The sequence below is a fragment of the Amycolatopsis sp. NPDC088138 genome (assembly GCF_044741685.1).
In the GTDB taxonomy this organism is placed as follows: Bacteria; Actinomycetota; Actinomycetes; order Mycobacteriales; family Pseudonocardiaceae; genus Amycolatopsis.
Window position 1 is genome coordinate 847,725 of sequence record NZ_JBIUTB010000002.1, and the last position, 21,893, is coordinate 869,617.

Sequence of the window (21,893 nt, forward strand, 5' to 3'; positions counted from 1 at the left end):
GCCGATGTTGCCGGAGGTTGCCGTGAAGAAGATCATCAACGATCCGGCGAACGTGGTCGTGGAGTCGCTGCGGGGCCTCGCCGCCGCGCACGCCGACATCCTCCGCGTGCAGGAGGACCCGGACGTCGTGGTCCGGGCCGACGCCCCGGTCGCGGGCAAGGTCGCCGTGATCTCCGGCGGCGGATCCGGGCACGAGCCGCTGCACGGCGGGTTCGTCGGCCTCGGCATGCTCGCCGCCGCCGTCCCGGGCGCGGTGTTCACCTCGCCCACCCCGGACGCCGTGCAGGCCGCCGTCACCGCGACGACCGGTGACGCCGGTGCCCTGCTGATCGTCAAGAACTACACCGGCGACGTGCTCAACTTCGAGACGGCCGCCGAGCTGGCCGCCGCCGAGGGCCTCGAGGTGCGCAGCGTCGTGATCGACGACGACGTCGCGGTCAAGGACTCGACCTACACCGCGGGCCGCCGCGGGGTCGGCGGCACGGTGCTGCTGGAGAAGATCACCGGCGCGGCCGCCGAGCGCGGCGACTCGCTCGACGCGGTGACCGCGCTGGCGCAGAAGGTGATCGGCCAGGTGCGCTCGATCGGCGTCGCGCTGACCGCGCCGACCGTGCCGCACGCCGGCACCCCGAGCTTCGAGCTGGCCGACGACGAGATCGAGTTCGGCATCGGCATCCACGGTGAGCCCGGCCGCGAGCGGATCTCCCTCGAACCGGCCGACGCGCTGGTCGAGCGGCTGGTCGAAGCGGTCGTCTCCGACCTGCCGTTCGCCTCCGGGGACAGGGTGCTGCTGTTCACCAACTCGATGGGCGGCACCCCGCTGGTCGAGCTGTACCTGGCGCACGGCATCGCCGAGCGACTGCTGGCCGAGCGTGGGATCGTGGTCGAACGCCGGCTGGTCGGCCCGTACATCACCAGCCTCGAGATGCAGGGGATGAGTCTGACGTTGCTCAAACTGGACGACGAGCTGACCGAGCTCTGGGACGCACCGGTCAACACCGCGGCCCTGCGGTGGGGGCTCTGATGACCTGCAAGTCCGAAGGGGTCGCGGCGGCCGTGCGCGCCGCCGCGGCGGTGGTCGCCGAGCACCGGGCCGAGCTGGTCGAGCTCGACCGCGCGATCGGCGACGGCGACCACGGCGAGAACCTGAACCGCGGCTTCACGGCGGTCGTCGCGGCGCTCGACGCGGCCGAGCCGGATACCCCGGGCGGTGTCCTGAAGCTCGTCGCGACCACCTTGATCTCCAAGGTCGGCGGCGCGGCGGGCCCGTTGTACGGCACGGCTTTCCTGCGTGCCTCGGCCAAGCTGGGCACGACCGCCGAGCTCGACGTGCCGGCATTGCTGGACGCCCTGCGCGCCGGCCTCGAAGGTGTCCAGGCCCGCGGGAAGGCCGTGGAAGGCGACGCGACCATGGTCGACGCCCTGATCCCCGCGCTCTCGGCCGCGGAGAAGGTGGCCGAGGACGGTGGCGACGTCGCCACCGTGCTGACCGCGGCCGCCGACGCGGCCGACAGCGGCGCCGAGTCCACAGTGGAGCTGGTGCCGCGCAAGGGCCGGGCGTCCTACCTGGGCGAGCGCGCGGTGGGCCACATGGACCCGGGCGCGCGGTCGTCGGCGCTGCTGCTGCGGGCGTTCGCGGGAGCCGCCCGGTGAGCGTCGGCATCGTGCTCGTGTCGCACAGCGCGAAGATCGCGGAAGGCCTCGCCGAACTGGCCGCCCAGATGGCCCCGGACGTCACGATCGTGGCGGCCGGCGGCCTGCCGGACGGTGAGATCGGCACGGACTACGACGAGGTCGTCGCGGCCACCCAGCGTGCCGACTCCGGTGCCGGGGTCGTCCTGCTCTACGACCTCGGCAGCGCCCAGATGACGGCCGAGCTGGCCGTCGAATCGCTCGCTGACCCCTCGGCCGCCCTCGTCGCCGACGGCCCGCTGGTCGAGGGCGCGATCGCCGCGGCCGTCGCGGCGCAGGCCGGGCAGGACCGCAAGGCCGTGGCGGAGGCCGCGGCCGGGGCCGGGTTGCCCGAGGACCTCATCCCCGCACCACCCGTCACCGGTGGCGCCGACGAGATCGAGCTGGAGCTGCACAACGAGGTCGGGCTGCACGCGCGGCCGGCCGCGGTGCTGGTGCGCACGCTCAGCGCGTTCGACGCCGAGGTGAAGGTCCGGCTGGGCGAGCAGGAGGCCGACGGGCACAGCGTGCTGGCGCTGATGTCGCTCGGTGCCCGCCAGGGTGACCGGATCCGGCTGCTGGCGAGCGGCCCGCAGGCGGCCGAGGCGCTGGCGAAGGCGAAAGAGCTGGTGGACGGCAATTTCGGCGAGTGACCCCGCGTCGCCGACCGGGTGACGTGCGCGGTTCTGACTCGATTCCGTCTGGGCTTCAGATGGCGGCGCGTGGCAGTATCGGGGCAATTACCGGCGAGTAACATCACTGGAGGCCTCGATGGCGCGGGACATCTCGACAGTCGGAGTGGTCGGCCTCGGCACGATGGGGGCCGGTATCGCCGAAGTGCTCGCGCGCAGCGGCCTCGACGTCGTCACGGTCGAGCTCGACGAGACGGCGGTCACCCGGGGCCGCGGGCACCTGGAGCACTCCACCGAACGCGCCCTTTCCGGCGGCAAGCTCGACGAAGCCGGCCGGGAGGCGCTGCTGGGCCGGATCCGGTACAGCACCTCGCTCTCCGATCTGTCCGATGTGGACCTCGTGGTCGAGGCGATCCCCGAGAGCCTGGCCGCCAAGGCCGACGTGTTCGCGCAGCTGGACAAGATCACCCGGCCGGAGGTCGTCTTCGCGTCCAACACGTCGTCGCTGTCGATCACCGAGATCGGCGTGCACACCGCGCGCCCCGGCAAGGTCGTCGGCATGCACTTCTTCAACCCGGCGCCGGTGCAGAAGCTCGTCGAGATCGTGAAGACCGTGGTCACCGAGCCGGAGGTGGTCACCGACACCGTCGCGTTCGCCGAGCGGCTGGGCAAGGTGCCGGTGGTGATCGGCGACCGGGCCGGGTTCATCGCCAACGCGCTGCTGTTCGGCTACCTCAACCACGCGGTGCGGATGTACGAGCAGCGCTACGCCACGCGTGAGGACCTCGACGCCGCCATGCGGTTCGGCTGCGGTTACCCGATGGGCCCGCTCGCGCTGCTCGACCTGATCGGGCTGGACACCGCCAACGAGATCCTCGACACGATGTACCACCAGTCCCGCAACCGGCTCCACGCCCCGGCGCCGCTGCTCAAGCAGATGATCACGGCGGGCCTGCTCGGCCGCAAGACCGGCCGCGGCTTCTACACCTACGACGCGCCGGACTCGCCGAACGTGGTCGCGGACGCCGCGGTGACGTCCACTGTGGACGGAGTCGCGCCGAGGCCGGTCGCGAAGGTCGGGGTGGTCGGGACCGGGACGATGGCCACCGGCATCGCGGAGGTCTTCGCCAAGCGCGGCCTCGACGTGGTACTGCGCGCCCGGAGCCTGGAGAAGGCGCAGGCGTCGGTGGCCAAGGTGAAGAAGTCGCTCGACAAGGCCGTGGTCAAGGGCAAACTGTCCGAAGAGGACGCGGCTCTCGCGTTGGCGCGGATCACGCCGGTCACCGATTTCGAAGCCCTCGCCGACGTCGACCTGGTCGTCGAGGCGGTGGCCGAGGAGCTTTCGGTGAAGCAGGCGGTGTTCGCGGCGCTGGACGAGGTCGTCCGCCCCGGCGCGATCCTGGCCACGACCACGTCGTCCCTGCCGGTGATCGAGTGCGCCGCGGCGACCTCCCGGCCGTCCGACGTGGTCGGTCTCCACTTCTTCAACCCGGCCCCGGTGATGAAGCTGGTGGAGGTGGTGTCGACGATCGCGACGGCCCCGGACGTCGTCGCCACGGCGAGCGCGGTCTGCCAGGCGGTCGGCAAGCACGCCGTCCACTGTGGAGACCGCGCCGGCTTCATCGTCAACGCGCTGCTTTTCCCGTACCTCAACGACGCGGTGAAGATGCTGGAGGCCCACTACGCGGGAGCCGACGACATCGACACGGCGATGAAGGTCGGCTGCGGCCTGCCGATGGGTCCCTTCGAGCTGCTGGACGTCGTCGGCCTCGACGTCTCGCTGGCCATCCAGCGGACGCTCTACAACGAGTTCCGCGAGGAGGGGTTCGCGCCGGCGCCGCTGCTGGAGCACCTGGTCACGGCCGGGCGGCTGGGGCGGAAGACCGGGAAGGGCTTCAAGGACCACTGATCATTTTCCCAGGCTCAGCGCGACGTTCCCGTCCCGCGCGTCCTCGGGCCGCACCATGATCCGGCCGCGGTGCGAGACCTCGACCAGGTAGAACTCCTCGCCCGCGGGGACGTTCGGCGCGGACAGGGTGAACACGCAGGTGCCCATGCCCGCCGGTCGTCCGGTGCCGAGCGCGCCCTGGGAGAGCACGTTGCCGGCGGCGCCGTAGACCGTGACCGCGGCGCCGCCGGTGATGTCCGCGTAGCCGCCGGAGCCGGCGCACGTGCCGAACCCGTCCCCGCCGCCGGTCAACGTGTACGTGCCTCGGAGATCGAACGTCTCCGGACCGGCGGGGCCGCCGGAACCGGCCAGGTCGAGGCCGGCCCACAGCACACCGACCAGCGCCGCGCCGCCCGTGGCCGCGAGCAGCAGGTGCCAGGGTCTGCTCCTGGTCCGCACCCGCGGGGAAGCCGGGGCCACGTCGGGTTCCGGTTCGTACAGGTCGGTCAACGGGCACCTCCGGTCGGCACGATCGGCGGGTCCGTTCGCGCGAGGGAGGTCGTCCGGGAGGAGGCGCTCGTTACCCCGTGCGCCGGATCGTGCTCGGTTGGCGCAACGCCTCGCTACTTGTAGTACCCCTCGACCGGGACGCGGGCCTCGTCGAACAGGGCGGGGCCTTCCAGCTTGTGGCCGCCCCAGGTGACCGGCGGGCGCAGGGTGAGGAACTGCTCGGTCGACAGTGCGTAGACGACCCGGCCGAGCCCGGACCGCTCGATCGCGCCGGCGCACATGCCGCACGGCTGGGTGCTGGTGAACATCGTGGTCGTCGCCGCGACCTCCGGGGCCAGGTTCTGCGCCGCCCAGCGGGCGAGCTTCAGCTCCGGGTGCGCCGTGATGTCGTTGTCGGTGAGCGAGGTGTTGCGATCCTCGACGAGGACCCGGCCGTCGGCGTCCGCCAGCAGGGAGCCGAACGGCGGGTTGCCGTGCACCTCCCGCGCCTCGCGGGCCAGCTCGATCGCCCGCCGCAGCAGGGTTTCTTCGGTGTCCTTCACAGCTTCTCCTTCCAGGACGCGGCAATCGCCGCGAGGTCTCGCCAAGGTGCCTCCGGGTGGAGGGTTTCCGCCGGGTCGCCGTCGAACGGGTCGAGCACGACGGTGTCCGCGCCCATCGCCCGCAACTGTGTGAGGTCGTCGAGGACCTGGTCGAGCGTGCCCTCGCCGGCGCGCCGGTCCGGTCCGGTCACCGGCGTGTCCGTCAGCCGCAACAGGATCCGCGGCGCGAACGCCGGCACCGGCTCGTCGCCGGCCAGGCTCTTCAAGCGTCCCAGCCCTTCCCGCAGCCCGGACATGGTCAGCCGCAACGGGTGCCACGCGTCGCCGAGCGCGATGGCGCGGCGCAGCCCCGCGTCGCTGTGCCCGCCGAGCCAGATCGGGATCGGGCCTGCGCGGTAGTCGTCGTGCTCCGCCCAGGCCGCGCGGATCGCCCGCAGGTACTCGGTGGTGAGCTTCCCGCGCTTCTCGAACGGGACGCCCAGCGCGTCGAACTCCTGCTTGGCCCAGCCGATCCCGGCGCCGAGCACCAGCCGGCCGCCGCCGCTGAGCTGGTCGAGGTTGGCCGCCATCCGGGCGACCAGCAGCGGGTGGCGGTAGGGCACGACCAGCACGGTGGTGCCCAGGCGCACCCGGTGCGTGATGCCGGCCAGCCACGACAGCGTCGTGAACGGCTCGTAGAACGGCGCCGGGTACTGGGCCGCGACGTCCGGGGTGATCGCGACGTGGTCGGACACCATCAGCAGGTCGTAGCCGAGGCCCTCCACGGTCTGCGCCCACGAGCGCAGTGCGCCGGGATCCGTGCCGGGGCCGAAGTTGGGGACGTTCACGCCGATCTTCACCCGACAAGGCTATCGAGGTGAAAGCGCTGATCGGAAGGGATCGATCACGGCGTTCCCCGGCTTCGGCCGTGGATCTCGCGGTATATTCGGCGGATGACCGAGAGTCTCGATCCGACCGACTGGGCCATCCTGGTCGAGCTCCAGCGGGACGCCCGGCTGCCCCTCACCGAGCTGGGCCGCCGGGTGAACCTCAGCGCGTCCGCCACGACGGAACGCCTGCGCCGGCTCGAATCCACCGGCGTGATCACCGGCTACCGCGCGGACATCGACCTCGGCAAGGTCGGTTACGCGGTGCTCGCCGTCGTCCGGCTCAAGTACCCGGGCAGCCGCCACGAGCCGTTGCACAAGCTGCTGGCCGAGCGCTTCGAGATCCTCGAATGCGTGCGCACCACCGGAGACGACTGCTACACGCTCAAGGTCGCCGCGGCGTCGATGGCTCACCTCGAGCAGACGATGGACGAGCTGGCCCAGTTCGGCAGCACGACCACGAGCATCGTCTACAGCCAGACACTGCCCTACCGAGGACCGCAGGAGCCCGCCCGTGACCTCGATTCCTGACCGGATCGTCGTCTACGGCGTCACCGGCTCGGGCAAGTCGACGCTCGCCGCGCGGATCGCCGAGCGCACCGGCCTGCCGTACCACTCCGCGGACGACCTGACCTGGGAGCCGGGCTGGGTCGCGGTGCCCGACGAGGAGCAGCGCCGCCGCATCGCGGAGGTCTGCGCGGGGGAGCGCTGGGTCCTCGACGCCGCCTACGGCAGGTGGAGGGACGTCGTGCTGCCCCGCACCCAGCTCATCGTGGGGCTCGACTACCCGCGCTGGCTTTCGCTGGGCCGCCTGGTGCGCCGGACGGCCGTGCGCTCGGTGACCCGCGAGCGGATCTGCAACGGCAACGTCGAGTCGTTCCGCCAGATGTTCTCCGCGGACTCGATCATCCGCTGGCACTTCGCGTCATTCGCGCGCAAGCGGGCGACCATCCGGGGCTGGGCCGCCGAACCGCCGTGCCCTGTGGTCCTCCGCATGACGTCCCCGCGCCAGACGCGCCGCTGGCTCGGGACGCTGTGACGTCAACGGCCGGACGTCACGCGCCCGGCGGCAGCAGCGGGCCGCCGCTCCAGTGCTGGAACACGAGGTTCGTGTGCACGCGGGCGACCTCGTCGCGGGCGGTCAGCTCGTCGAGCACCAGCCGCTGCAGCTCGCCGGCCGAGCTGGTGGCGACGTGCGCGAGGAAGTCGTCCGGCCCGGTCAGGTGGTAGACCGCGCGGACCTCCGGCAGGGACAGCAGGTGCTCGATGAACGGGTCCACCAGCGGCCGCCGGTGCGGGCGCACCTGGACGAACAGGAACGCCTCCAGCGGCCGCCCGAGCTTCGCTGCGTCGACCGACGCGTGCTGCCCGGTGATCACCCCGGTGTCCCGCAGCCGCGCCACCCGGTCCAGGCACGTCGACGGCGCGAGGCCGACCGCGGCCGCGAGGTCCTTGTTGGTGATCCGGGCGTCGTTCTGCAGCATGCGCAGAATGTCAAGATCAACCGGACTGAGTTCGACGTTCTCGGACATCGGCGAATGATATCCGAGACTGTTGCCTTGGATCCGGTGAAAGATCGAGCATGCTCGTATGACTTCCGCGCTGCGCACCCGAGCTGTCCACGCCGGCCGTGACGATCTCACGGACCTGGGCGTGCACGCCGCTCCGCTCGACCTGTCCACGACCTACCCGTCCCGTGACAGTGCCGGCGAAGCCGCGCGGATCGACGAGTTCGCCGCCGGTGGCGAGCTCGCCGGCCTGCCGATCTACGGCCGGGTGGGCAACCCGACCGTCGACCGTTTCGAGCGGGCGCTGGCCGAGCTCGAAGGCTTCGACCACGGCGTCGCGTTCGCCAGCGGCATGGCCGCGGTGTCCGCCTGCCTGCTTTCCGCGGTGGCGCAAGGGAAACGGCACGTCGTCGCCGTGCGCCCGCTGTACGGCTGCAGTGACCACCTGCTCGAGTCGGGCCTGCTCGGCACCGAGGTCACCTGGGCCGCGCCGGACGCCGTCGCCGCCGCGCTGCGGCCCGACACCGGTCTCGTGTTCGTCGAAACCCCGGCGAACCCGACGCTCGCCGAGGTCGACATCGCCGCGCTCGCTGCTGTCTGTGGCGACGTGCCTCTGTTGGTGGACAACACCTTCGCGACGCCGGTGCTGCAGCGCCCCGGCCGCCACGGCGCCCGGATCGTGCTGCACAGTGCGACGAAGTTTCTCGGCGGCCACGGCGACGTGATGGGCGGGGTCGTCGCGTGCGACGCCGAGGAAGCCGCCCGGTTGCGGCAGATCCGCTTCGCCACCGGTGGCGTGTTGCACCCGCTCGCCGGATACCTGTTGCTGCGCGGGCTTTCCACGCTGCCGCTGCGCGTCAACGCGTCGTCGGCGACCGCGGCGACGCTCGCCGAACGGCTCGCCGCCCACCCGGCGGTGACGGCCGTCCACTACCCGCGGCTCGGCGGGCCCCTGGTGGCGTTCGAGGTCGACGGCGACCCGCACGCCGTGATCGGCGCCGTCCGGCTGATCACGCCGGCCGTCAGCCTGGGCAGCGTCGACACGCTGATCCAGCACCCGGGGTCGATCAGTCACCGGATCGTCGACGCCGGCGACCGTCACGACGCCGGGGTGTCCGAGCAGCTCGTCCGGCTTTCGGCCGGGCTGGAGGACGTCGAGGACCTCTGGCACGACCTCGACCAGGCGCTGAAGGCGGTCTAGCCGCAGCAGCCGCCACCACAGCACCCGCCGCCACCGGCCGGGGCCGCGCCACCGCTCGCGGCCCCGGTGAGGGCGACCGTGGTGAGCAGCTTGACGGTGTCGTGGTGGCCCTCCGGGCAGGCGGCCGGCGCGCCGGATTCGCTCATCGGGCGCAGGAGCTCGAAGGTCTCGGTGCACTCACGGCAGCGGTAGGCGTAGGTCGGCATGCACGGATTATCGCCGGGCCGGGCCCCGGATGGGAAGCTGGGCGCGTGCAGCCCCCTTCGCTCGCCGACGTCGCGCACCTCGGCCAGGTCGTCCCGTCCCTGCTCGCCACGCTCGGTGTCCCCGGCTGCGCGAACACCCTCGCGCTGCCGGAGGCGCGGAGCGCGGCGGTCCTGCTGGTCGACGGGCTCGGCTGGGAGCTCCTGACCGAGCACGCCGCGGACGCCCCGGTGCTGACGGAGCTCGCCACCCGGACGTTGCGCGTGGGCTTCCCGTCGACCACCGCCGCCGGGGTGGCCGCGATCGGGACCGGGCTCGCGTCCGGTGAGCACGGCATGGTCGGCTACACCTTCGAGATGCCGGGCAACGGCGTCCTGAACGCCTTGCGCTGGCGCAGCCACGAGGACGGCAGCGACCTGCGCGGCGCCCTCCCGCCGCGTGAGGTGCAGCCGCTGCCGACGACGTTCGAGCGCGCCGCCGAGGCCGGGATCGACGCCGCGGTGGTGTCTTCCGCGCAGTACGCCGACACGGCGTTGACGCGGGCGACCCAGAGCGGCGCGCGCTACGCCGGGGTGCACGCGCTCGGCGACCTCGCCGCCCGGACCTTGTCGGTGCTCGAAGGGCGGGCGTTCTGCTACGCCTACCACAACGAACTCGACCTGCTGGGGCACGTGTACGGCCCGGGTTCGCTCGCGTGGCGGATGCAGCTGCGGCAGGTCGACCGGCTTGTGGAGTCCCTTGTGGACGGTCTGCCGGCCGGTGCGCTGCTCGCCGTCGTGGCCGACCACGGGATGGTCACCGTCGAGGACAAGCTCGACCTCGAGGACGTGCCGGAGCTGCTGGACGGCGTCCGGACGTTCGGGGGTGAGGTCCGGGCCCGGCACGTCTACGCCGAGCCGGGTGCCGCCGCCGACGTCCTCGCCGCTTGGCGCGCGGTGCTGGGCGAGCGGGCGTGGGTGCGCTCGCGGGAGGAGGCCGTCGCCGAGGGGTGGTTCGGCCACACGGTCAGCGACCGGGTGCTGCCGCGGATCGGTGACGTCGTGGCCGCGGCCCGGGACCGGTTCGGGATGGTGCGCGGGCTGGCCGAGGCCGTCGAGACGTCACTGGTCGGGCAGCACGGTTCTCTGACCACCGCCGAACAGCTGGTGCCGCTGGCGATCGCCCGGGGGTGACCCGATTGCGGGAATGGGCGGCCGCGGGAACTTTCGGGTGAGTGGTGCCGACCTGTCCACTACGTGCCGGACTGACGGGAGTGGGCGGAATGAGCGTGCTGGACGGGATCGGGGTCGTCGGGGCGGGTGGTGAGGGCCGGGCCGTGGCGGCGTGGCTCGCCGCGCGGGATCTGCCGGTGCACCTGTACACGCGGGATCCGGGCGCCGTGGGGGAGATGGTGCGGCGCCGGGAGATCGTCGCGAGCGGGACGCTGTCCGGGCGGTTCCCGCTGCGCGCGGTGACCGGCGACCCGGCCGGCCTCGCCGGGCGCGCGGTCGTGCTGGTCGCCACCGTGACCACCGCCTACCCGGAGGTCGCCGCCCGGCTCGCGCCGTACTTGAGCGCCGGGCAGGTCGTCGTGTTGTTCTCGAGCAAGCTGTGCGGGAGCGTCGAGTTCGCGCACGCGCTGGCCGGCGCCGGGGCACCGCACGTCGACGTCGTCGAGACCGACGCGCTGTTCGCCGCGCGGCCGTGCGGGACCGGTGGGGTGACCGTGCTCGGGACCAAGGGCTGGAACCTCGTCTCCGGCAGCACCTCCGGCGCGGTCGAGCGGCACGCCGGGCTGCTGCGCGAGTGGTTCCCGATGCTGGAGGTCGCGCGCAACCCCGTCGAGCGCGGGTTGCACGACTTCGGGGCCGTCGCGCACGTGCCGATCGCGCTCGCCAACCTCGGCGCCATCGACCGCGCCGAGGAGCTGCTCTTCTACGTCGAAGGGGTTTCCTCGCGCACGATCGCGTTGCTGGAGCGCACCGAGGCGGAGTTCGCCGCCGTGGCGCAGGCGTACGGCGCCCGGCTGCTGCCGATGACCGAGGTCCTCGACCGCTACTACGGCTGCCCGGCCACCACGCTGCTCGACGCACTGCGGACGGTGAAGCCGTATCGGACGATCGCGGCTCCGACCAGCCTCGACCACCGGTTCCTCACCGAGGACATCCGGTCCACGCTCGTGCCGCTGCAGGCATTGGCGAGGTGCGCCGGGGTCGCCACGCCGATGGTCGACGCCGCGATCACGATCATGTCCGTGCTGAGCGGGGAGGACTTCCGCCGCACCGGGCGGACGCTGCGGCGGCTGGCCTGGGACGGCCTCGGCCACGACGGGATCCTGCGCCGCTTGCGGGCCGGCGACCGGGAGACGGACCGGGCCGCCTAAGCCACGGCCGCCCGTGCCCAGGCGGGCATCACACGTGACGGGAGGAGCATCACGTGTGATTGGAGAGGCATCACGCGTGATTGGGAGGTCGACTCGCGTGATTGCGGAGTCAACTCGCGTACCTAGGTAGACGACTCGCGTACCCAGATGGACGACTCGCGTGCCTGGATGGACGACTCGCGTACCCAGGTGGACGACTCGTGTGCCTGGATGGTCGGTTCGTGTGGCTGGAGGGTTGGTTCGGGTGGCTGGGGCGACACGGGTGGGTGCGCTGGACCGTGGGGGTGTGCGGGGCGGTTAACGTTCGGGGGTGCCTCGACGTAACCGTCCTGGGCCCCGGTCGGGCGGTGGGCCGCCCGAGCGGGAGCTGGGTGCTGCCACCGGGTGGGCGCGTGCCGAAGCCGCGGACGACGGCGAGTGGCTGGTGCGGACCGTGCCGGGGGCGCAGGCCACGAAGTTCTACCGCTGTCCCGGCTGCGACCACGAGATCCGGCCGGGCACGCCGCACCTCGTCGTCTGGCCCGCCGACGAGACCGGGTCCGTCGCCGACCGGCGGCACTGGCACCGGCCCTGCTGGGACGCCCGGGCCCGGCGGCGGCCGAACCGCCGCCGATGATTCGCTCTGGAGTTGTCAAACAACGCCCGGCTCAGCGCCGGTAGTGCCGCGACAGCGCGCCCTCGTACACCTCCTCCGTGTACTCGGTGAAGCCGAGCCGCTCGGCCACCCGCAGCGACGGCTTGTTGTCCACGTTCACGCTCGCCAGCACCGGCAGGGACGCCTGCTCGCGGGCGCACCACTCCAGTACCGCGCTCCCGGCTTCGACCGCGTAGCCCTTGCCCCACGCGGACGGCCGGAACCGGTAGCCGAGGTTGAGCACCTTCTCGCCCTGGAAATCGCGCATCCGCACGCCGCACACGCCGATGACCTCGGTGCCGCCCGGTTCGGTCACCGCCAGGTAGCCGAAGCCGTGCTCGGCCCAGTGCGCCAGCCAGGCCGAGAACATCTCCGACGCCTGCCGGACGCCGGGTGGGTCGGGGTGGAAGCGGTTGGTGCGCGGATCCGTGTGGATGTCGACCATCGCCTGCCGGTCCGCCTCGTGGAGCGGACGCAGCAGCAGCCGGCCGGTTTCGATGTCGGTGAACACGTCGGCGAAGCTAGCGCGGGGGTCCGACAAAATGACGCGCATGACCGAACTGCCGCTGGTCCTCCTCCACGCCTTTCCCCTGGACGCCCGCATGTGGAACGCGGTGCGCGAACCCCTCGCTTCACACCTTCGGGTGATAACGCCGGACCAGCGCGGGCTCGGCCGCTCGCCGCTGCCGGAGTCCGATCGCGAGCCGAGCATCGAGGACGCCGCGCGGGACGTGATCGCCCTGCTCGACCGCCTGGACCTGGACCGCGTGGTGCTCGGCGGCTGCTCGATGGGCGGCTACCTCGCGATGGCCGTGCTGCGGCTGGCGCCGGACCGGGTCGGCGGGCTCGTTTTCGTCGACACCAAGGCCACGGCCGACACGCCCGAGGCCGCGCAGAGCCGCCTGGACGTCGCCGTGCGCGTCGAGCAGGAGGGCACCGCGGGCTGGCTGGCCGAGGCGAACCTGCCGAACCTGCTGGCCGAAGCGACGCGGGAGCAGCGGCCCGGCGTCGTCGAGACGGTCCGGGAGATCATCGAATCGCAGCCACCAGCCGGGATCTCGTGGACCGCGCTGGCGTTGCGGACCCGGCCGGACTCCCTCGACCTGCTGCGGGACGCCGGTGTCCCGGCGCTGGTCGTCGTCGGGGAGGAGGACCGGATCACCCCGGTCGAGGCCGCGAGCGCGATGGTCGAGGCCATGCCCGGCGCCACGCTCGTGGTGCTGCCCGGTGCCGGCCACCTGACGCCGCTGGAGGACCCGGCGGGTGTCGTCGAAGCGATCCTCTCCTGGTACCCGGCAACTCACGAGAAGTAGGCAGTGAGCGCTTCGCGTGCTTCGGGAAGGCGGTGCGGGAACCGCTTCGCGATGAGGAAGCGCCACGCGACGGCGAAGAGTTCTCGCAGCTGTATGCAGGCTTCGAGCGGGACGTCCGCCGCGCCGGGGTAGGCGGCGAGGTACTCCGGGCCGCCCTGCCGGGCCAGGATCCCCAGGTCCCAGCCGAGGGGCCCGCACCAGGTGTCCTCGAAGTCCAGCCAGCAGGGCCCGGCCTCGGTGGCGATCAGGTTGCCGGGGTGCGCGTCGCCGTGCAGCGGCTGCACGGCGACGTCCGGCAGGGCGGCCTCGATCCGGGCGGCCTCGGCGCGCAGCCGGGGCGCCGCGCCGTCCATCGCGCCGCCGTGCCGGTCGAGCATCCGGCCGAGGTCGTCGAGCGGGCCGCGGCGGGGCAGTTCGCCCGGGTACTCCCGCAACGCCGAATGCAGCCGGGCCAGCGAACCGGCGACGACGTCCGGTGCGTACCGGTGGTCCGGATCGTGCGGTGTGTGGTGCCAGAGCGTGACCGGCAGGCCGTTCGCGAAATGCGGTCCGGCCGGGGGATCCGCGGCGGGTGAGACGACGAGCACACCACGTTCGGTGAGGTACCGCGAGACGGCCACGTCGCGGGCCAGCCAGGCCGCCGGCTCCGGCCGGGCGAGCAGCGTCGTCGCGGGCACCCTCGCGACCAGCGGACCCAGTCTCACCAGCACGTTCGAGCGTTCGTGCAGCACCTCCGGGGAGTGCTCCGGCAACCCCAGCCGGGTGGTCACGGCGAGGGCCGCCCGCACCGCCGCCAGGGTGTACTCGTCGGCCATGCGCCGATCTTGCCAGCCGGTGCGCGCGACTGTCGGTAGCGAGGGCTACGATCCCTCCAAGCCGTCGGACCGGGTGTTCCCGGGCTCCGGTGGCACGACGATGACCACCACAAGGTTTCAAGTGTTGGAGGCAGGAGTGACGGCCGTAGCCCCCAAGCCGATCGCGACGCGCCCGTACCCCGCGCACGAGTCGGTCAAGGGTTCGTACCTGCTGCGGTTGTTCCGCACGACGGACCACAAGCAGATCGGGATCATGTACCTGGTCACGTCGTTCGCCTTCTTCATGGCGGGCGGCGCGATGGCCATGCTCATCCGGACCGAGCTGGCGCGACCCGGGCAGCAGTTCCTTTCGCAGGAGCAGTACAACCAGCTCTTCACCATGCACGGCACGGTGATGCTGCTGCTGTACGCGACGCCGATCCTCTTCGGCTTCGCGAACTTCATCCTCCCGCTGCAGATCGGTTCGCCGGACGTCGCGTTCCCGCGGCTCAACGCGTTCTCCTACTGGCTGTACCTCTTCGGCGGCCTGATCGTGCTGTCGGGCTTCCTGACGCCGGGTGGCGCCGCCGACTTCGGCTGGTTCGCCTACACCCCGCTGTCGGACGCGATCCACTCGCCGGGCGTCGGCGCGGACCTGTGGATCTCCGGCCTGGTGGTCTCCGGTCTGGGCACCATCCTCGGCGCGGTCAACATGGTCACCACCGTGGTCTGCCTGCGCGCGCCGGGCATGACGATGTACCGGATGCCGATCTTCACCTGGAACATCCTGGTGACGTCGATCCTGATCCTGCTCGCCTTCCCGATCCTGACCGCGGCCCTGATGGGCCTGCTGGCGGACCGGCATCTGGGCGCGCACGTGTTCGACCCCGAAAACGGCGGGGTGATCCTCTGGCAGCACTTGTTCTGGTTCTTCGGGCATCCAGAGGTCTACATCGTCGCTCTACCGTTCTTCGGGATCGTGTCGGAGATCTTCCCGGTCTTCAGCCGCAAGCCCATGTTCGGCTACAAGAGCCTGGTCTGGGCGACGCTGGCCATCGCGGCGCTGTCGGTCGCGGTGTGGGCGCACCACATGTACGCCACCGGCGCCGTGCTGCTGCCGTTCTTCTCCTTCATGACGTTCCTGATCGCGGTCCCGACCGGCGTGAAGTTCTTCAACTGGATCGGCACGATGTGGAAGGGCCAGCTGTCCTTCGAGACGCCGATGATCTTCTCGATGGGCTTCATCGTCACGTTCCTCTTCGGCGGCCTGACCGGCATCCTGCTGGCCGCGCCGGCGATCGACTTCCACGTGTCGGACAGCTACTTCGTCGTCGCGCACTTCCACTACGTGCTCTACGGCACGATCGTGTTCGCCACCTTCGCCGGCATCTACTTCTGGTTCCCGAAGATCACCGGCCGGATGATGGACGAGAAGCTCGGCAAGTGGCACTTCTGGACCACGTTCATCGGCTTCCACGGCACGTTCCTCGTCCAGCACTGGCTGGGTGCGGAGGGCATGCCGCGGCGGTACGCGGACTACCTGACCAGTGACGGCTTCACGACGCTGAACACGATCTCCACGATCGGCGCGTACATCCTCGGTGCCTCGACGCTGCCGTTCATCTGGAACGTCTTCAAGAGCTACAGGTACGGCGAGATCGTCACGGTGGACGACCCGTGGGGTTACGGCAACTCGCTCGAGTGGGCGACGTCCTGCCCGCCGCCGCGGCACAACTTCACCGAGCTGCCCCGGATCCGGTCCGAGCGGCCGGCGTTCGAGCTGCACTACCCGCACATGATCGAGCGCATCCACAAGGAGGGCGAGATCGGGTTCTTCGGCAAGCAGAAGCTGAACAGCCACGGCTCGGCGCCGTCGCAGGTGCTCACCGAGAAGCTCATGCCGGGTGACCACAGCAAGGACAACTCGGGCGAGCAGTAGAACACCCCGAACGAGTGAGAGCGTGTGCCCGGCTTTTGTGAAGCCGGGCACGCGCTCTACTTATGTCCAAGGCCGGACCGGCAGACTGATCGTGCAGCGTTGCCGAGCGAGGGATGACCAGTGACCCAAACCCCCGTCCTGATCACGACGACCGGCCCCGACAAGCCCGGCGTCTCGTCCGTGCTGTTCGCCGTGCTCACCAGGCACGACGTCGACGTGCTCGACGTCGAGCAGGTCGTCATCCGCGGGCAGCTCGTGCTCGGGGTGCTCGCCGGGGTCTACCGCGACCCGGAGGGGCTGCAGGAGTCCGTCGAGCAGGCGATGGCGTCCGTCGGCATGGACGTCGACGTCAAGATCGGGGCGGCGATCGGCGCGGACCCGTTCGCGCTCGGCCGCCGCGACTCCACGCACGTGCTGGTGGTGCTGGGCCGCCCGGTGACCGCCCGGGGCTTTTCCGAGGTCGCGCGCCGGCTCGCGGCGCTCGGGGTGAACATCGACGGCATCCGCAGCGTCGCCGACTACCCGGTGACCGGCCTGGAGCTGTACGTCTCGGTCGACGAGGACACGCCCGACGCCGACGCCGCGTTGCGGTCGGTGCTCGCCGACGCGGCGGTCGAGGTGGGCGTCGACATCGCGGTGGAGCGGGCCGGGATCACGCGGCGGGCGAAGCGGCTGGTGGTCTTCGACGTCGACTCGACCCTGATCCAGGGCGAGGTCATCGAAATGCTGGGCGCGCACGCCGGGGTCGAGCCGGAGATCCGCGAGATCACCGAAGCCGCGATGCGCGGCGAGCTGAACTTCACCGAGTCGCTGGAACGGCGCGTCGCGCTGCTGGCCGGGCTGCCGGCGACGGCGATCGACGAGGTCGCCGCGTCGATCGAGCTGACGCCGGGCGCCCGCACGACGATCCGCACGCTCAAGCGGATGGGGTTCCGCACCGGGGTGGTCTCCGGCGGGTTCACGCAGGTCATCGGCAGTCTGGTGAAGGACCTCGGCCTGGACTTCGCGGCGGCGAACGAACTCGAGATCGTCGACGGCAAGCTCACCGGCCGGGTGGTCGGCGAGGTGGTCGACCGCGCGGGCAAGGCGAAGGTGCTTCGCCGCTTCGCCGGCGAGTACGACATCCCGCTGGAGCAGTGCGTCGCGGTCGGCGACGGTGCCAACGACATCGACATGCTGTCCGCGGCCGGGATGGGCGTCGCGTTCAACGCGAAGCCCGCGCTGCGCGAGGTGGCGGACACCGCCCTTTCGCACCCCTACCTCGACGCCGTGCTGTTCATGCTCGGTCTCACCCGCGGCGAGGTCGAAGCGGCCGACGCCGCCGACGGACTCGAGCTGATGCGTCCGTGAGCAGCGTTCTCGACCCGTTGGGTGCCCGCTACGCCTACTGGCTCGGCTTGCCGCCCGAGGACACTTCGGACACCTCCGACGAGCTGCCGGAGGAGGTGCGGGCGATGCCGGTCATCCTGCGCATCGAACGCGCCGAGCCGCCGGGCCGCACGCCGCTGCTGGAGGCCGCGGCGGCGGCCGCGCTGGCGGTCTGCCTGGACAAGCGGGCCGAGCCCGAGGGCGAGTGGGCCGAGCCGATGCACGCGTGGCTCGACAACCGGATCCGCAAGGTCGCGCGGCGGGCCCGGGGCGCGCACTGGGCGGCGGTGCAGGACCTGCCGGGCATCACCGTCGAGGTCGACGGCGCCGAGGCGCGGGCCCTGGTGCCGGGCCTGGTCACCGAAACACCCAAAGAGGTGGCACGGCTCCAGATTTCCGGCAGCGAGCTGCCACCGGACGAGCCGGGCCCGATCCCGGACGGCGTCCCGCTGCTCCTGCTCAACCCGCAGGTCCCGATGACCGTCGGCAAGGGCGCCGCGCAGGTCGGCCACGCCACGATGATCCTCGCGGCGTTGCTGGACGACGAGCAGCTCGCCGGCTGGGCCGCCCAGGGCTACCGGACCGCGGTGCGCACGCCGAGCGTGGCGCGGTGGAAGGAACTGCACCCGGGTGACGACCCCGAAGGCGCCTGGCGGCGCGACCGCGTCATCGCCGTGCGGGACGCCGGGTTCACCGAGGTCGACCCGGGCACCATCACCGTTCTTGCCCAGTGGGACCCGGAACAAGTGTTGTCCTGACCCGGTTGGAGCCGACATGGGACTCGAAGTACAGCGTGACGGCCAGCATTCCTTCGTCGGGCGCAACGACCGCGGCGCCGAGGTCCGGCTGGGCCGGACCGGTGCCGAAGGGGCGTTTTCGCCCGCCGAGCTGCTGCAGATCGCGGCCGCGGGCTGCAGCGCGGTGACGGCCGAAGAACTGATCACCCGGCGGGTGGGCGAGGACGCGAAGTTCCGCGTCAACGTCACCGCCGATCGGCGTGAAGGCGCTTCCGAGCTGGACGCCGTGCACGTCGCGTTCGATGTCGACGTGTCGACTTTGGCGGAGGATCAGCGGGAAGCCCTGGCCGGTGCCGTGGACCGTGCGATCGAGCGGCTCTGCACGGTGAGCCGGACGCTCAAGAAGGGAATCCCGGTGACGGAGGAGTTCCCGACCGCGTAGGCGGTCAGTTCTCGCTGGATTCCCAGACCACGTACGCCTGGTCCGCGTCGGTCGTCATGGCTTCGATGAACTTCTCGTTGTCGAAGCCCGGCAACGCCTGCAGGCGCTCGATGAGCGCGTCCGCCGCCGGGTCACCGCTCGGCACCGCGGTGCCCTTGCCGTCGGCGCCCACCAGCATGAAGAAGACGTCTTCGTTCCAGGGGCCGTCAGGGATGACTCTGACCATCACCGAGGACAAGGTGGACCACGTGACGGCCTCTTCGCTGCCGTCCGCTAGGCGCCGCCGCACTCCGGTGTCATCGACACTGACAGTCCGGGACTGTGCGCTGGACGAATCCTGGGTCAACCGGTGCTCCCTTTTCGCTGTGCCGCTTGTGCTGATCCGACCACAGCCACGGCCGAACGACTTCGCCGCGGCGGTTGCGTTCTGCGTGGGGCGGCGGCCTGCTTTTGGTCGGATCAGTACTAGGGTTGCTTCACCGTACCGGTCGGTGTTGTGGACCGCGTCACGCGGGCGCGGCTGCGTCCAGCCGGCGCAGGGCGTCGCGCGCCACCTTCGGATCCATCGTGGGCCAGAACGGCGGCAGCGACGCACGGAGGAATCCGCCGTAGCGGGCGTTCGCCAGCCGCGAATCCAGCACCGCGACGACCCCGCGGTCGGTCACCGAGCGGTGCAGCCGGCCGGTGCCCTGCGCCAGCAGCAGCGCCGCGTGCGTGGCCGCCACGGTGAGGAATCCGTTGCCGCCGCGGGCTTCCACGGCACGCTGGCGGGCCGAGGACACCGGGTCGTCCGGGCGCGGGAACGGGATCCGGTCGACGACCACGAGCTGCAGTGACGGCCCGGGGACGTCCACGCCCTGCCAGAGGCTGAGCGTGCCGAACAGGCAGGTCCGGACGTCCTCGGAGAACTTCTGGACCAGCAGCGACGTCGCGTCTTCGCCCTGGCAGAGGATCGGGAAGTCCAGCCGCTCGCGCATCTCCTCGGCCGCCTGCTTGGCCGCGCGCATCGAGGAGAACAGGCCCAGCGTGCGCCCGCCCGCCGCCTCGATCAGCTCGGCCAGTTCGTCCATTGTGGACGAGGCGAGGCCGTCACGCCCTGGTGGCGGCAGGTGCTTGGCCAGGTAGAGGATCCCGTTGCGCTGGTGGTCGAACGGCGAGCCGACGTCGAGGCCGATCCACTTCGGGCCGGTGTCCGCGTCGGACGGTGCTTCCTTGTCCGTCGCGGCTCCCGGCGCCTTCTCGACGCGCGCCGCGCCCGGCGGCAGGCCCCACTGGCGGGCCATCGTGTCGAACGTGCCGCCCAGCGTCAGCGTGGCCGAGGTCAGGATCGTGGTGTGCAGGTTGAAGACGCGCTCGCGCAGCAGGCCGGCGACGCCCAGCGGCGCGACCTTCAACGCGGGCGGGCGCGGGTTGGACGAGAACTTGTCACCCGCGAGCCACACGACGTCGCGCTGGTGCGCCTGGTCCTCGTCGAACGCCTCCAGCAGCCGGACCGCGGTGTCGTGCACCTCGTCGAGCAGGGTGCGCGCCAGCTTGCGCGCGGTGGCCCCCTCGACGTCCTCCTTGCGGTCCGAACCGAGCGCGGAGATGCACGCGTGCGCGGCGTCGCGGACCGCCGGGATGGCGCCCTTCAACGCCTGTGGCAGCGCGTCCATCCGGCCGGGAGGCAGGTCGTCGACGATCAGGGCCAACCCGTCACCCGCTTCGAGCAGGCGGTCGGCGACGTCGGCGTCGATCAGCTTGCCGCAGCGGCGGGCGGCGGACGCGCACATCGCGCTGGTCAGCTCGCCGGTGGCGACCGAGGTGACGCGGTCGACCAGGTCGTGGGCCTCGTCGATGATCACGACGTCGTGGTCCGGCAGGACCTGGTAACCCTGCAACGCGTCGATGGCCAGCAGCGCGTGGTTGGTGATGATGACGTCGGCCCGGCCGGCCTCGGCGCGGGCCTTCTCGGCGAAGCAGTCCGTGCCGATCGGGCAGCGGGACGCGCCGAGGCATTCCCGTGCTGTCACGGACACCTGGCGCCACGCCTGGTCCGTCACGCCCGGGACGAGCTCGTCGCGGTCGCCGGTTTCGGTGTCCGACGCCCACTCCCGCAGCCGCGTGACCTCCTTGCCGAGGCGCGAGACCGCGAACGGGTCGAAGAGCTGGGCGTCCTCCGGCTCGTCCGGCGCGCCGGAATCCAGCCGGTGCAGGCACATGTAGTTGCGGCGGCCCTTGAGGATCGCGAAGGTCGGTTCGCGGCCGAGGGGCTTCTTCAGCGCCTTCGCGAGCCGGGGGAGGTCGCGGTCGACGAGCTGGCGCTGCAGCGCGATGGTGGCCGTCGACACCACGACCGTGGCTTCCTTCTCGACGGCGTGCCGGATCGCGGGCACCAGGTAGGCCAGCGACTTGCCGGTGCCGGTGCCGGCCTGCACGGCCAGGTGCTCACCGGTGCGGATGGCGCGGCCGACCGCGTCGGCCATCTCGACCTGCCCGGGCCGCTCGGCTCCGCCCACCGACTCCACCGCGTGGGTCAGGAGTTCGAGGACGCCGGGGAAGTCAGTTCGAGCGGGCACAGCGACACATTAGCCGCCACGACCGACAGGATCGGTGATCCGTCGCGAACGGGCCACTCGCGCCGTCGTGTAGGCGGCGAAGGGCCCGCCACCGTGATGGCGGGCCCTCACCGTCAGTCTTCGGTGCGGCGCGAGACCAGCTTCCACGTGAGCGGCAGCAGGCCGGCGGCCACGACGATCTTCAGCGCGTCGCCGATCAGGAACGGCGTGACGCCCTTGGCGAACGCCGTCGACAGGTCGAACCCGGTCGAGGCCATCAGCCACGGCACGCCGAACGCGTAGATCACGACGTTGCCGAGCACCATCGTGCCCGCGGTGCGCAGGGGCGTCCGGTCGCCGCCGCGCCCGGCGAGCGCGCCGACGAGGGCGCCCGCGAGCACGAACCCGACGATGTAGCCGGCGCTCGCGCCGGACAGGCCCGCGGTGCCGTTCTGGAACCACGGCACGCCCACGGCGCCGACGAGCAGGTAGACCAGCATCGACGCGGCCCCGCGCGACATGCCGAGCGAGGCGCCGACGAGCAGCGCGGCGAACGTCTGGCCGGTCATCGGCACCGGGCTGCCCGGCACCGGGATGACCAGCTGCGCGGCGGCGCCGGTGAGCACGGCACCGCCGGCGACCAGCGCGATGTCGCGGACGAGCGTGCCGGGCACGAGGTCGGCCAGCACGGGCCGCTTGGCGGCGAAGGACAGCGAAGACACAGAACCTCCCGAGTTGGGTCCGA

Annotated in this window: 25 protein-coding genes; 15 read left to right on the forward strand and 10 right to left on the reverse strand. The window is 71.7% G+C overall.

Features of this window, described 5'->3' with window-relative positions:
• Positions 1-22 precede the first annotated feature (22 nt).
• The 4 genes from dhaK (at position 23) to ACIOD2_RS11545 (ending at position 4,212) form a co-directional block, all read left to right on the forward strand.
• Positions 23-1,024 (forward strand): dihydroxyacetone kinase subunit DhaK, encoded by a 1,002-nt coding sequence (dhaK, locus tag ACIOD2_RS11530; RefSeq protein WP_400536705.1) that lies wholly within the window; start codon positions 23-25, stop codon positions 1,022-1,024.
• On the forward strand, positions 1,024-1,653 hold the full coding sequence (dhaL, locus tag ACIOD2_RS11535) for a dihydroxyacetone kinase subunit DhaL (protein WP_400536706.1): 630 nt from the start codon (positions 1,024-1,026) through the stop codon (positions 1,651-1,653). Before dhaK ends, dhaL begins: the two co-directional genes overlap by 1 nt.
• Entirely contained in the window at positions 1,650-2,324 is a 675-nt protein-coding gene (gene dhaM / locus ACIOD2_RS11540; protein WP_400536707.1) for a dihydroxyacetone kinase phosphoryl donor subunit DhaM, read from the forward strand. Before dhaL ends, dhaM begins: the two co-directional genes overlap by 4 nt.
• A 118-nt stretch (positions 2,325-2,442) precedes the next feature.
• Positions 2,443-4,212: a 3-hydroxyacyl-CoA dehydrogenase family protein gene (locus tag ACIOD2_RS11545; RefSeq protein WP_400536708.1), complete on the forward strand. Its 1,770-nt coding sequence runs from the start codon at positions 2,443-2,445 to the stop codon at positions 4,210-4,212.
• On the opposite strand, the gene ACIOD2_RS11550 is transcribed toward ACIOD2_RS11545, so the two are convergent.
• The 3 genes from ACIOD2_RS11550 to ACIOD2_RS11560 all read right to left on the reverse strand — a co-directional run bounded on the left by ACIOD2_RS11550 (position 4,213) and on the right by ACIOD2_RS11560 (position 6,082).
• Positions 4,213-4,701 (reverse strand): hypothetical protein, encoded by a 489-nt coding sequence (locus ACIOD2_RS11550; protein ID WP_400536709.1) that lies wholly within the window; start codon positions 4,699-4,701, stop codon positions 4,213-4,215.
• A 113-nt stretch (positions 4,702-4,814) separates the two neighbouring features.
• Positions 4,815-5,243 carry a nucleoside deaminase gene (locus ACIOD2_RS11555; protein WP_400536710.1) on the reverse strand — a complete coding sequence of 143 codons (429 nt, stop codon included), beginning with the start codon at positions 5,241-5,243 and terminating at the stop codon, positions 4,815-4,817.
• Entirely contained in the window at positions 5,240-6,082 is an 843-nt protein-coding gene (locus ACIOD2_RS11560; RefSeq protein ID WP_400536711.1) for an LLM class flavin-dependent oxidoreductase, read from the reverse strand. The genes ACIOD2_RS11555 and ACIOD2_RS11560 overlap by 4 nt, the downstream gene beginning before the upstream one ends.
• 93 nt (positions 6,083-6,175) lie before the next feature.
• Between ACIOD2_RS11560 and ACIOD2_RS11565 the strand changes: the two genes are divergently transcribed.
• A complete protein-coding gene (locus tag ACIOD2_RS11565) occupies positions 6,176-6,640 on the forward strand; it encodes an Lrp/AsnC family transcriptional regulator (protein ID WP_392758958.1) in 465 nt (154 codons plus the stop codon).
• On the forward strand, positions 6,624-7,148 hold the full coding sequence (locus ACIOD2_RS11570; RefSeq protein ID WP_400536712.1) for an adenylate kinase: 525 nt from the start codon (positions 6,624-6,626) through the stop codon (positions 7,146-7,148). Before ACIOD2_RS11565 ends, ACIOD2_RS11570 begins: the two co-directional genes overlap by 17 nt.
• Positions 7,149-7,164: 16 nt before the next feature.
• Here ACIOD2_RS11570 and ACIOD2_RS11575 read toward each other — a convergent pair whose 3' ends face one another.
• Positions 7,165-7,641, reverse strand: coding sequence for an Lrp/AsnC family transcriptional regulator (locus ACIOD2_RS11575; RefSeq protein ID WP_400536713.1), 477 nt, complete (start codon positions 7,639-7,641; stop codon positions 7,165-7,167).
• Positions 7,642-7,699: 58 nt separating this feature from the next.
• Between ACIOD2_RS11575 and ACIOD2_RS11580 the strand changes: the two genes are divergently transcribed.
• Complete coding sequence (locus ACIOD2_RS11580; protein WP_400536715.1) at positions 7,700-8,818, forward strand: trans-sulfuration enzyme family protein; 1,119 nt, start codon at positions 7,700-7,702, stop codon at positions 8,816-8,818.
• Here ACIOD2_RS11580 and ACIOD2_RS11585 read toward each other — a convergent pair.
• Positions 8,815-9,024, reverse strand: a complete 210-nt coding sequence (locus ACIOD2_RS11585; RefSeq protein ID WP_400536717.1) for a zinc ribbon domain-containing protein — start codon at positions 9,022-9,024, stop codon at positions 8,815-8,817. The two genes, ACIOD2_RS11580 and ACIOD2_RS11585, sit on opposite strands and share 4 nt — an antisense overlap.
• A gap of 45 nt (positions 9,025-9,069) precedes the next feature.
• On the opposite strand from ACIOD2_RS11585, the gene ACIOD2_RS11590 reads away from it, so the two are divergent.
• The 3 genes from ACIOD2_RS11590 to ACIOD2_RS11600 all read left to right on the forward strand — a co-directional run bounded on the left by ACIOD2_RS11590 (position 9,070) and on the right by ACIOD2_RS11600 (position 12,000).
• The gene (locus ACIOD2_RS11590) at positions 9,070-10,194 is read left to right on the forward strand and encodes an alkaline phosphatase family protein (protein ID WP_400536719.1); all 1,125 of its coding nucleotides are present in this window, start codon (positions 9,070-9,072) and stop codon (positions 10,192-10,194) included.
• Positions 10,195-10,283: 89 nt separating this feature from the next.
• Complete coding sequence (locus ACIOD2_RS11595; RefSeq protein ID WP_400536721.1) at positions 10,284-11,384, forward strand: NAD/NADP octopine/nopaline dehydrogenase family protein; 1,101 nt, start codon at positions 10,284-10,286, stop codon at positions 11,382-11,384.
• Positions 11,385-11,694: 310 nt separating this feature from the next.
• The gene (locus ACIOD2_RS11600; protein ID WP_400536723.1) at positions 11,695-12,000 is read left to right on the forward strand and encodes a hypothetical protein; all 306 of its coding nucleotides are present in this window, start codon (positions 11,695-11,697) and stop codon (positions 11,998-12,000) included.
• 31 nt (positions 12,001-12,031) lie between these two features.
• On the opposite strand, the gene ACIOD2_RS11605 is transcribed toward ACIOD2_RS11600, so the two are convergent.
• A complete protein-coding gene (locus ACIOD2_RS11605; protein WP_400536724.1) occupies positions 12,032-12,571 on the reverse strand; it encodes a GNAT family N-acetyltransferase in 540 nt (179 codons plus the stop codon).
• On the opposite strand from ACIOD2_RS11605, the gene ACIOD2_RS11610 reads away from it, so the two are divergent.
• Positions 12,570-13,331 (forward strand): alpha/beta fold hydrolase, encoded by a 762-nt coding sequence (locus tag ACIOD2_RS11610; RefSeq protein ID WP_400536726.1) that lies wholly within the window; start codon positions 12,570-12,572, stop codon positions 13,329-13,331. The two genes, ACIOD2_RS11605 and ACIOD2_RS11610, sit on opposite strands and share 2 nt — an antisense overlap.
• Here ACIOD2_RS11610 and ACIOD2_RS11615 read toward each other — a convergent pair.
• Complete coding sequence (locus tag ACIOD2_RS11615) at positions 13,319-14,146, reverse strand: phosphotransferase (protein ID WP_400536728.1); 828 nt, start codon at positions 14,144-14,146, stop codon at positions 13,319-13,321. The genes ACIOD2_RS11610 and ACIOD2_RS11615 overlap by 13 nt on opposite strands.
• 136 nt (positions 14,147-14,282) lie before the next feature.
• Between ACIOD2_RS11615 and ctaD the strand changes: the two genes are divergently transcribed.
• The 4 genes from ctaD (at position 14,283) to ACIOD2_RS11635 (ending at position 18,611) form a co-directional block, all read left to right on the forward strand.
• Positions 14,283-16,064, forward strand: coding sequence for a cytochrome c oxidase subunit I (gene ctaD, locus ACIOD2_RS11620; protein WP_400536730.1), 1,782 nt, complete (start codon positions 14,283-14,285; stop codon positions 16,062-16,064).
• Positions 16,065-16,184: 120 nt separating this feature from the next.
• Positions 16,185-17,414 (forward strand): phosphoserine phosphatase SerB, encoded by a 1,230-nt coding sequence (serB, locus tag ACIOD2_RS11625; protein ID WP_400536732.1) that lies wholly within the window; start codon positions 16,185-16,187, stop codon positions 17,412-17,414.
• The gene (locus ACIOD2_RS11630) at positions 17,411-18,190 is read left to right on the forward strand and encodes a peptidyl-tRNA hydrolase (protein WP_400536734.1); all 780 of its coding nucleotides are present in this window, start codon (positions 17,411-17,413) and stop codon (positions 18,188-18,190) included. The genes serB and ACIOD2_RS11630 overlap by 4 nt, the downstream gene beginning before the upstream one ends.
• A gap of 16 nt (positions 18,191-18,206) precedes the next feature.
• Positions 18,207-18,611 (forward strand): OsmC family protein, encoded by a 405-nt coding sequence (locus ACIOD2_RS11635; protein ID WP_392758985.1) that lies wholly within the window; start codon positions 18,207-18,209, stop codon positions 18,609-18,611.
• A gap of 4 nt (positions 18,612-18,615) precedes the next feature.
• Here the strand turns inward: ACIOD2_RS11635 and ACIOD2_RS11640 are convergent, their stop codons facing one another.
• From ACIOD2_RS11640 to ACIOD2_RS11650, 3 genes are all read right to left on the reverse strand, one after another.
• Positions 18,616-18,957 (reverse strand): hypothetical protein, encoded by a 342-nt coding sequence (locus tag ACIOD2_RS11640; RefSeq protein WP_400536736.1) that lies wholly within the window; start codon positions 18,955-18,957, stop codon positions 18,616-18,618.
• 160 nt (positions 18,958-19,117) lie between these two features.
• A complete protein-coding gene (locus ACIOD2_RS11645) occupies positions 19,118-21,169 on the reverse strand; it encodes an ATP-dependent DNA helicase (protein WP_400536738.1) in 2,052 nt (683 codons plus the stop codon).
• Positions 21,170-21,282: 113 nt separating this feature from the next.
• Complete coding sequence (locus ACIOD2_RS11650; RefSeq protein ID WP_400536740.1) at positions 21,283-21,870, reverse strand: biotin transporter BioY; 588 nt, start codon at positions 21,868-21,870, stop codon at positions 21,283-21,285.
• Positions 21,871-21,893 lie beyond the last annotated feature (23 nt).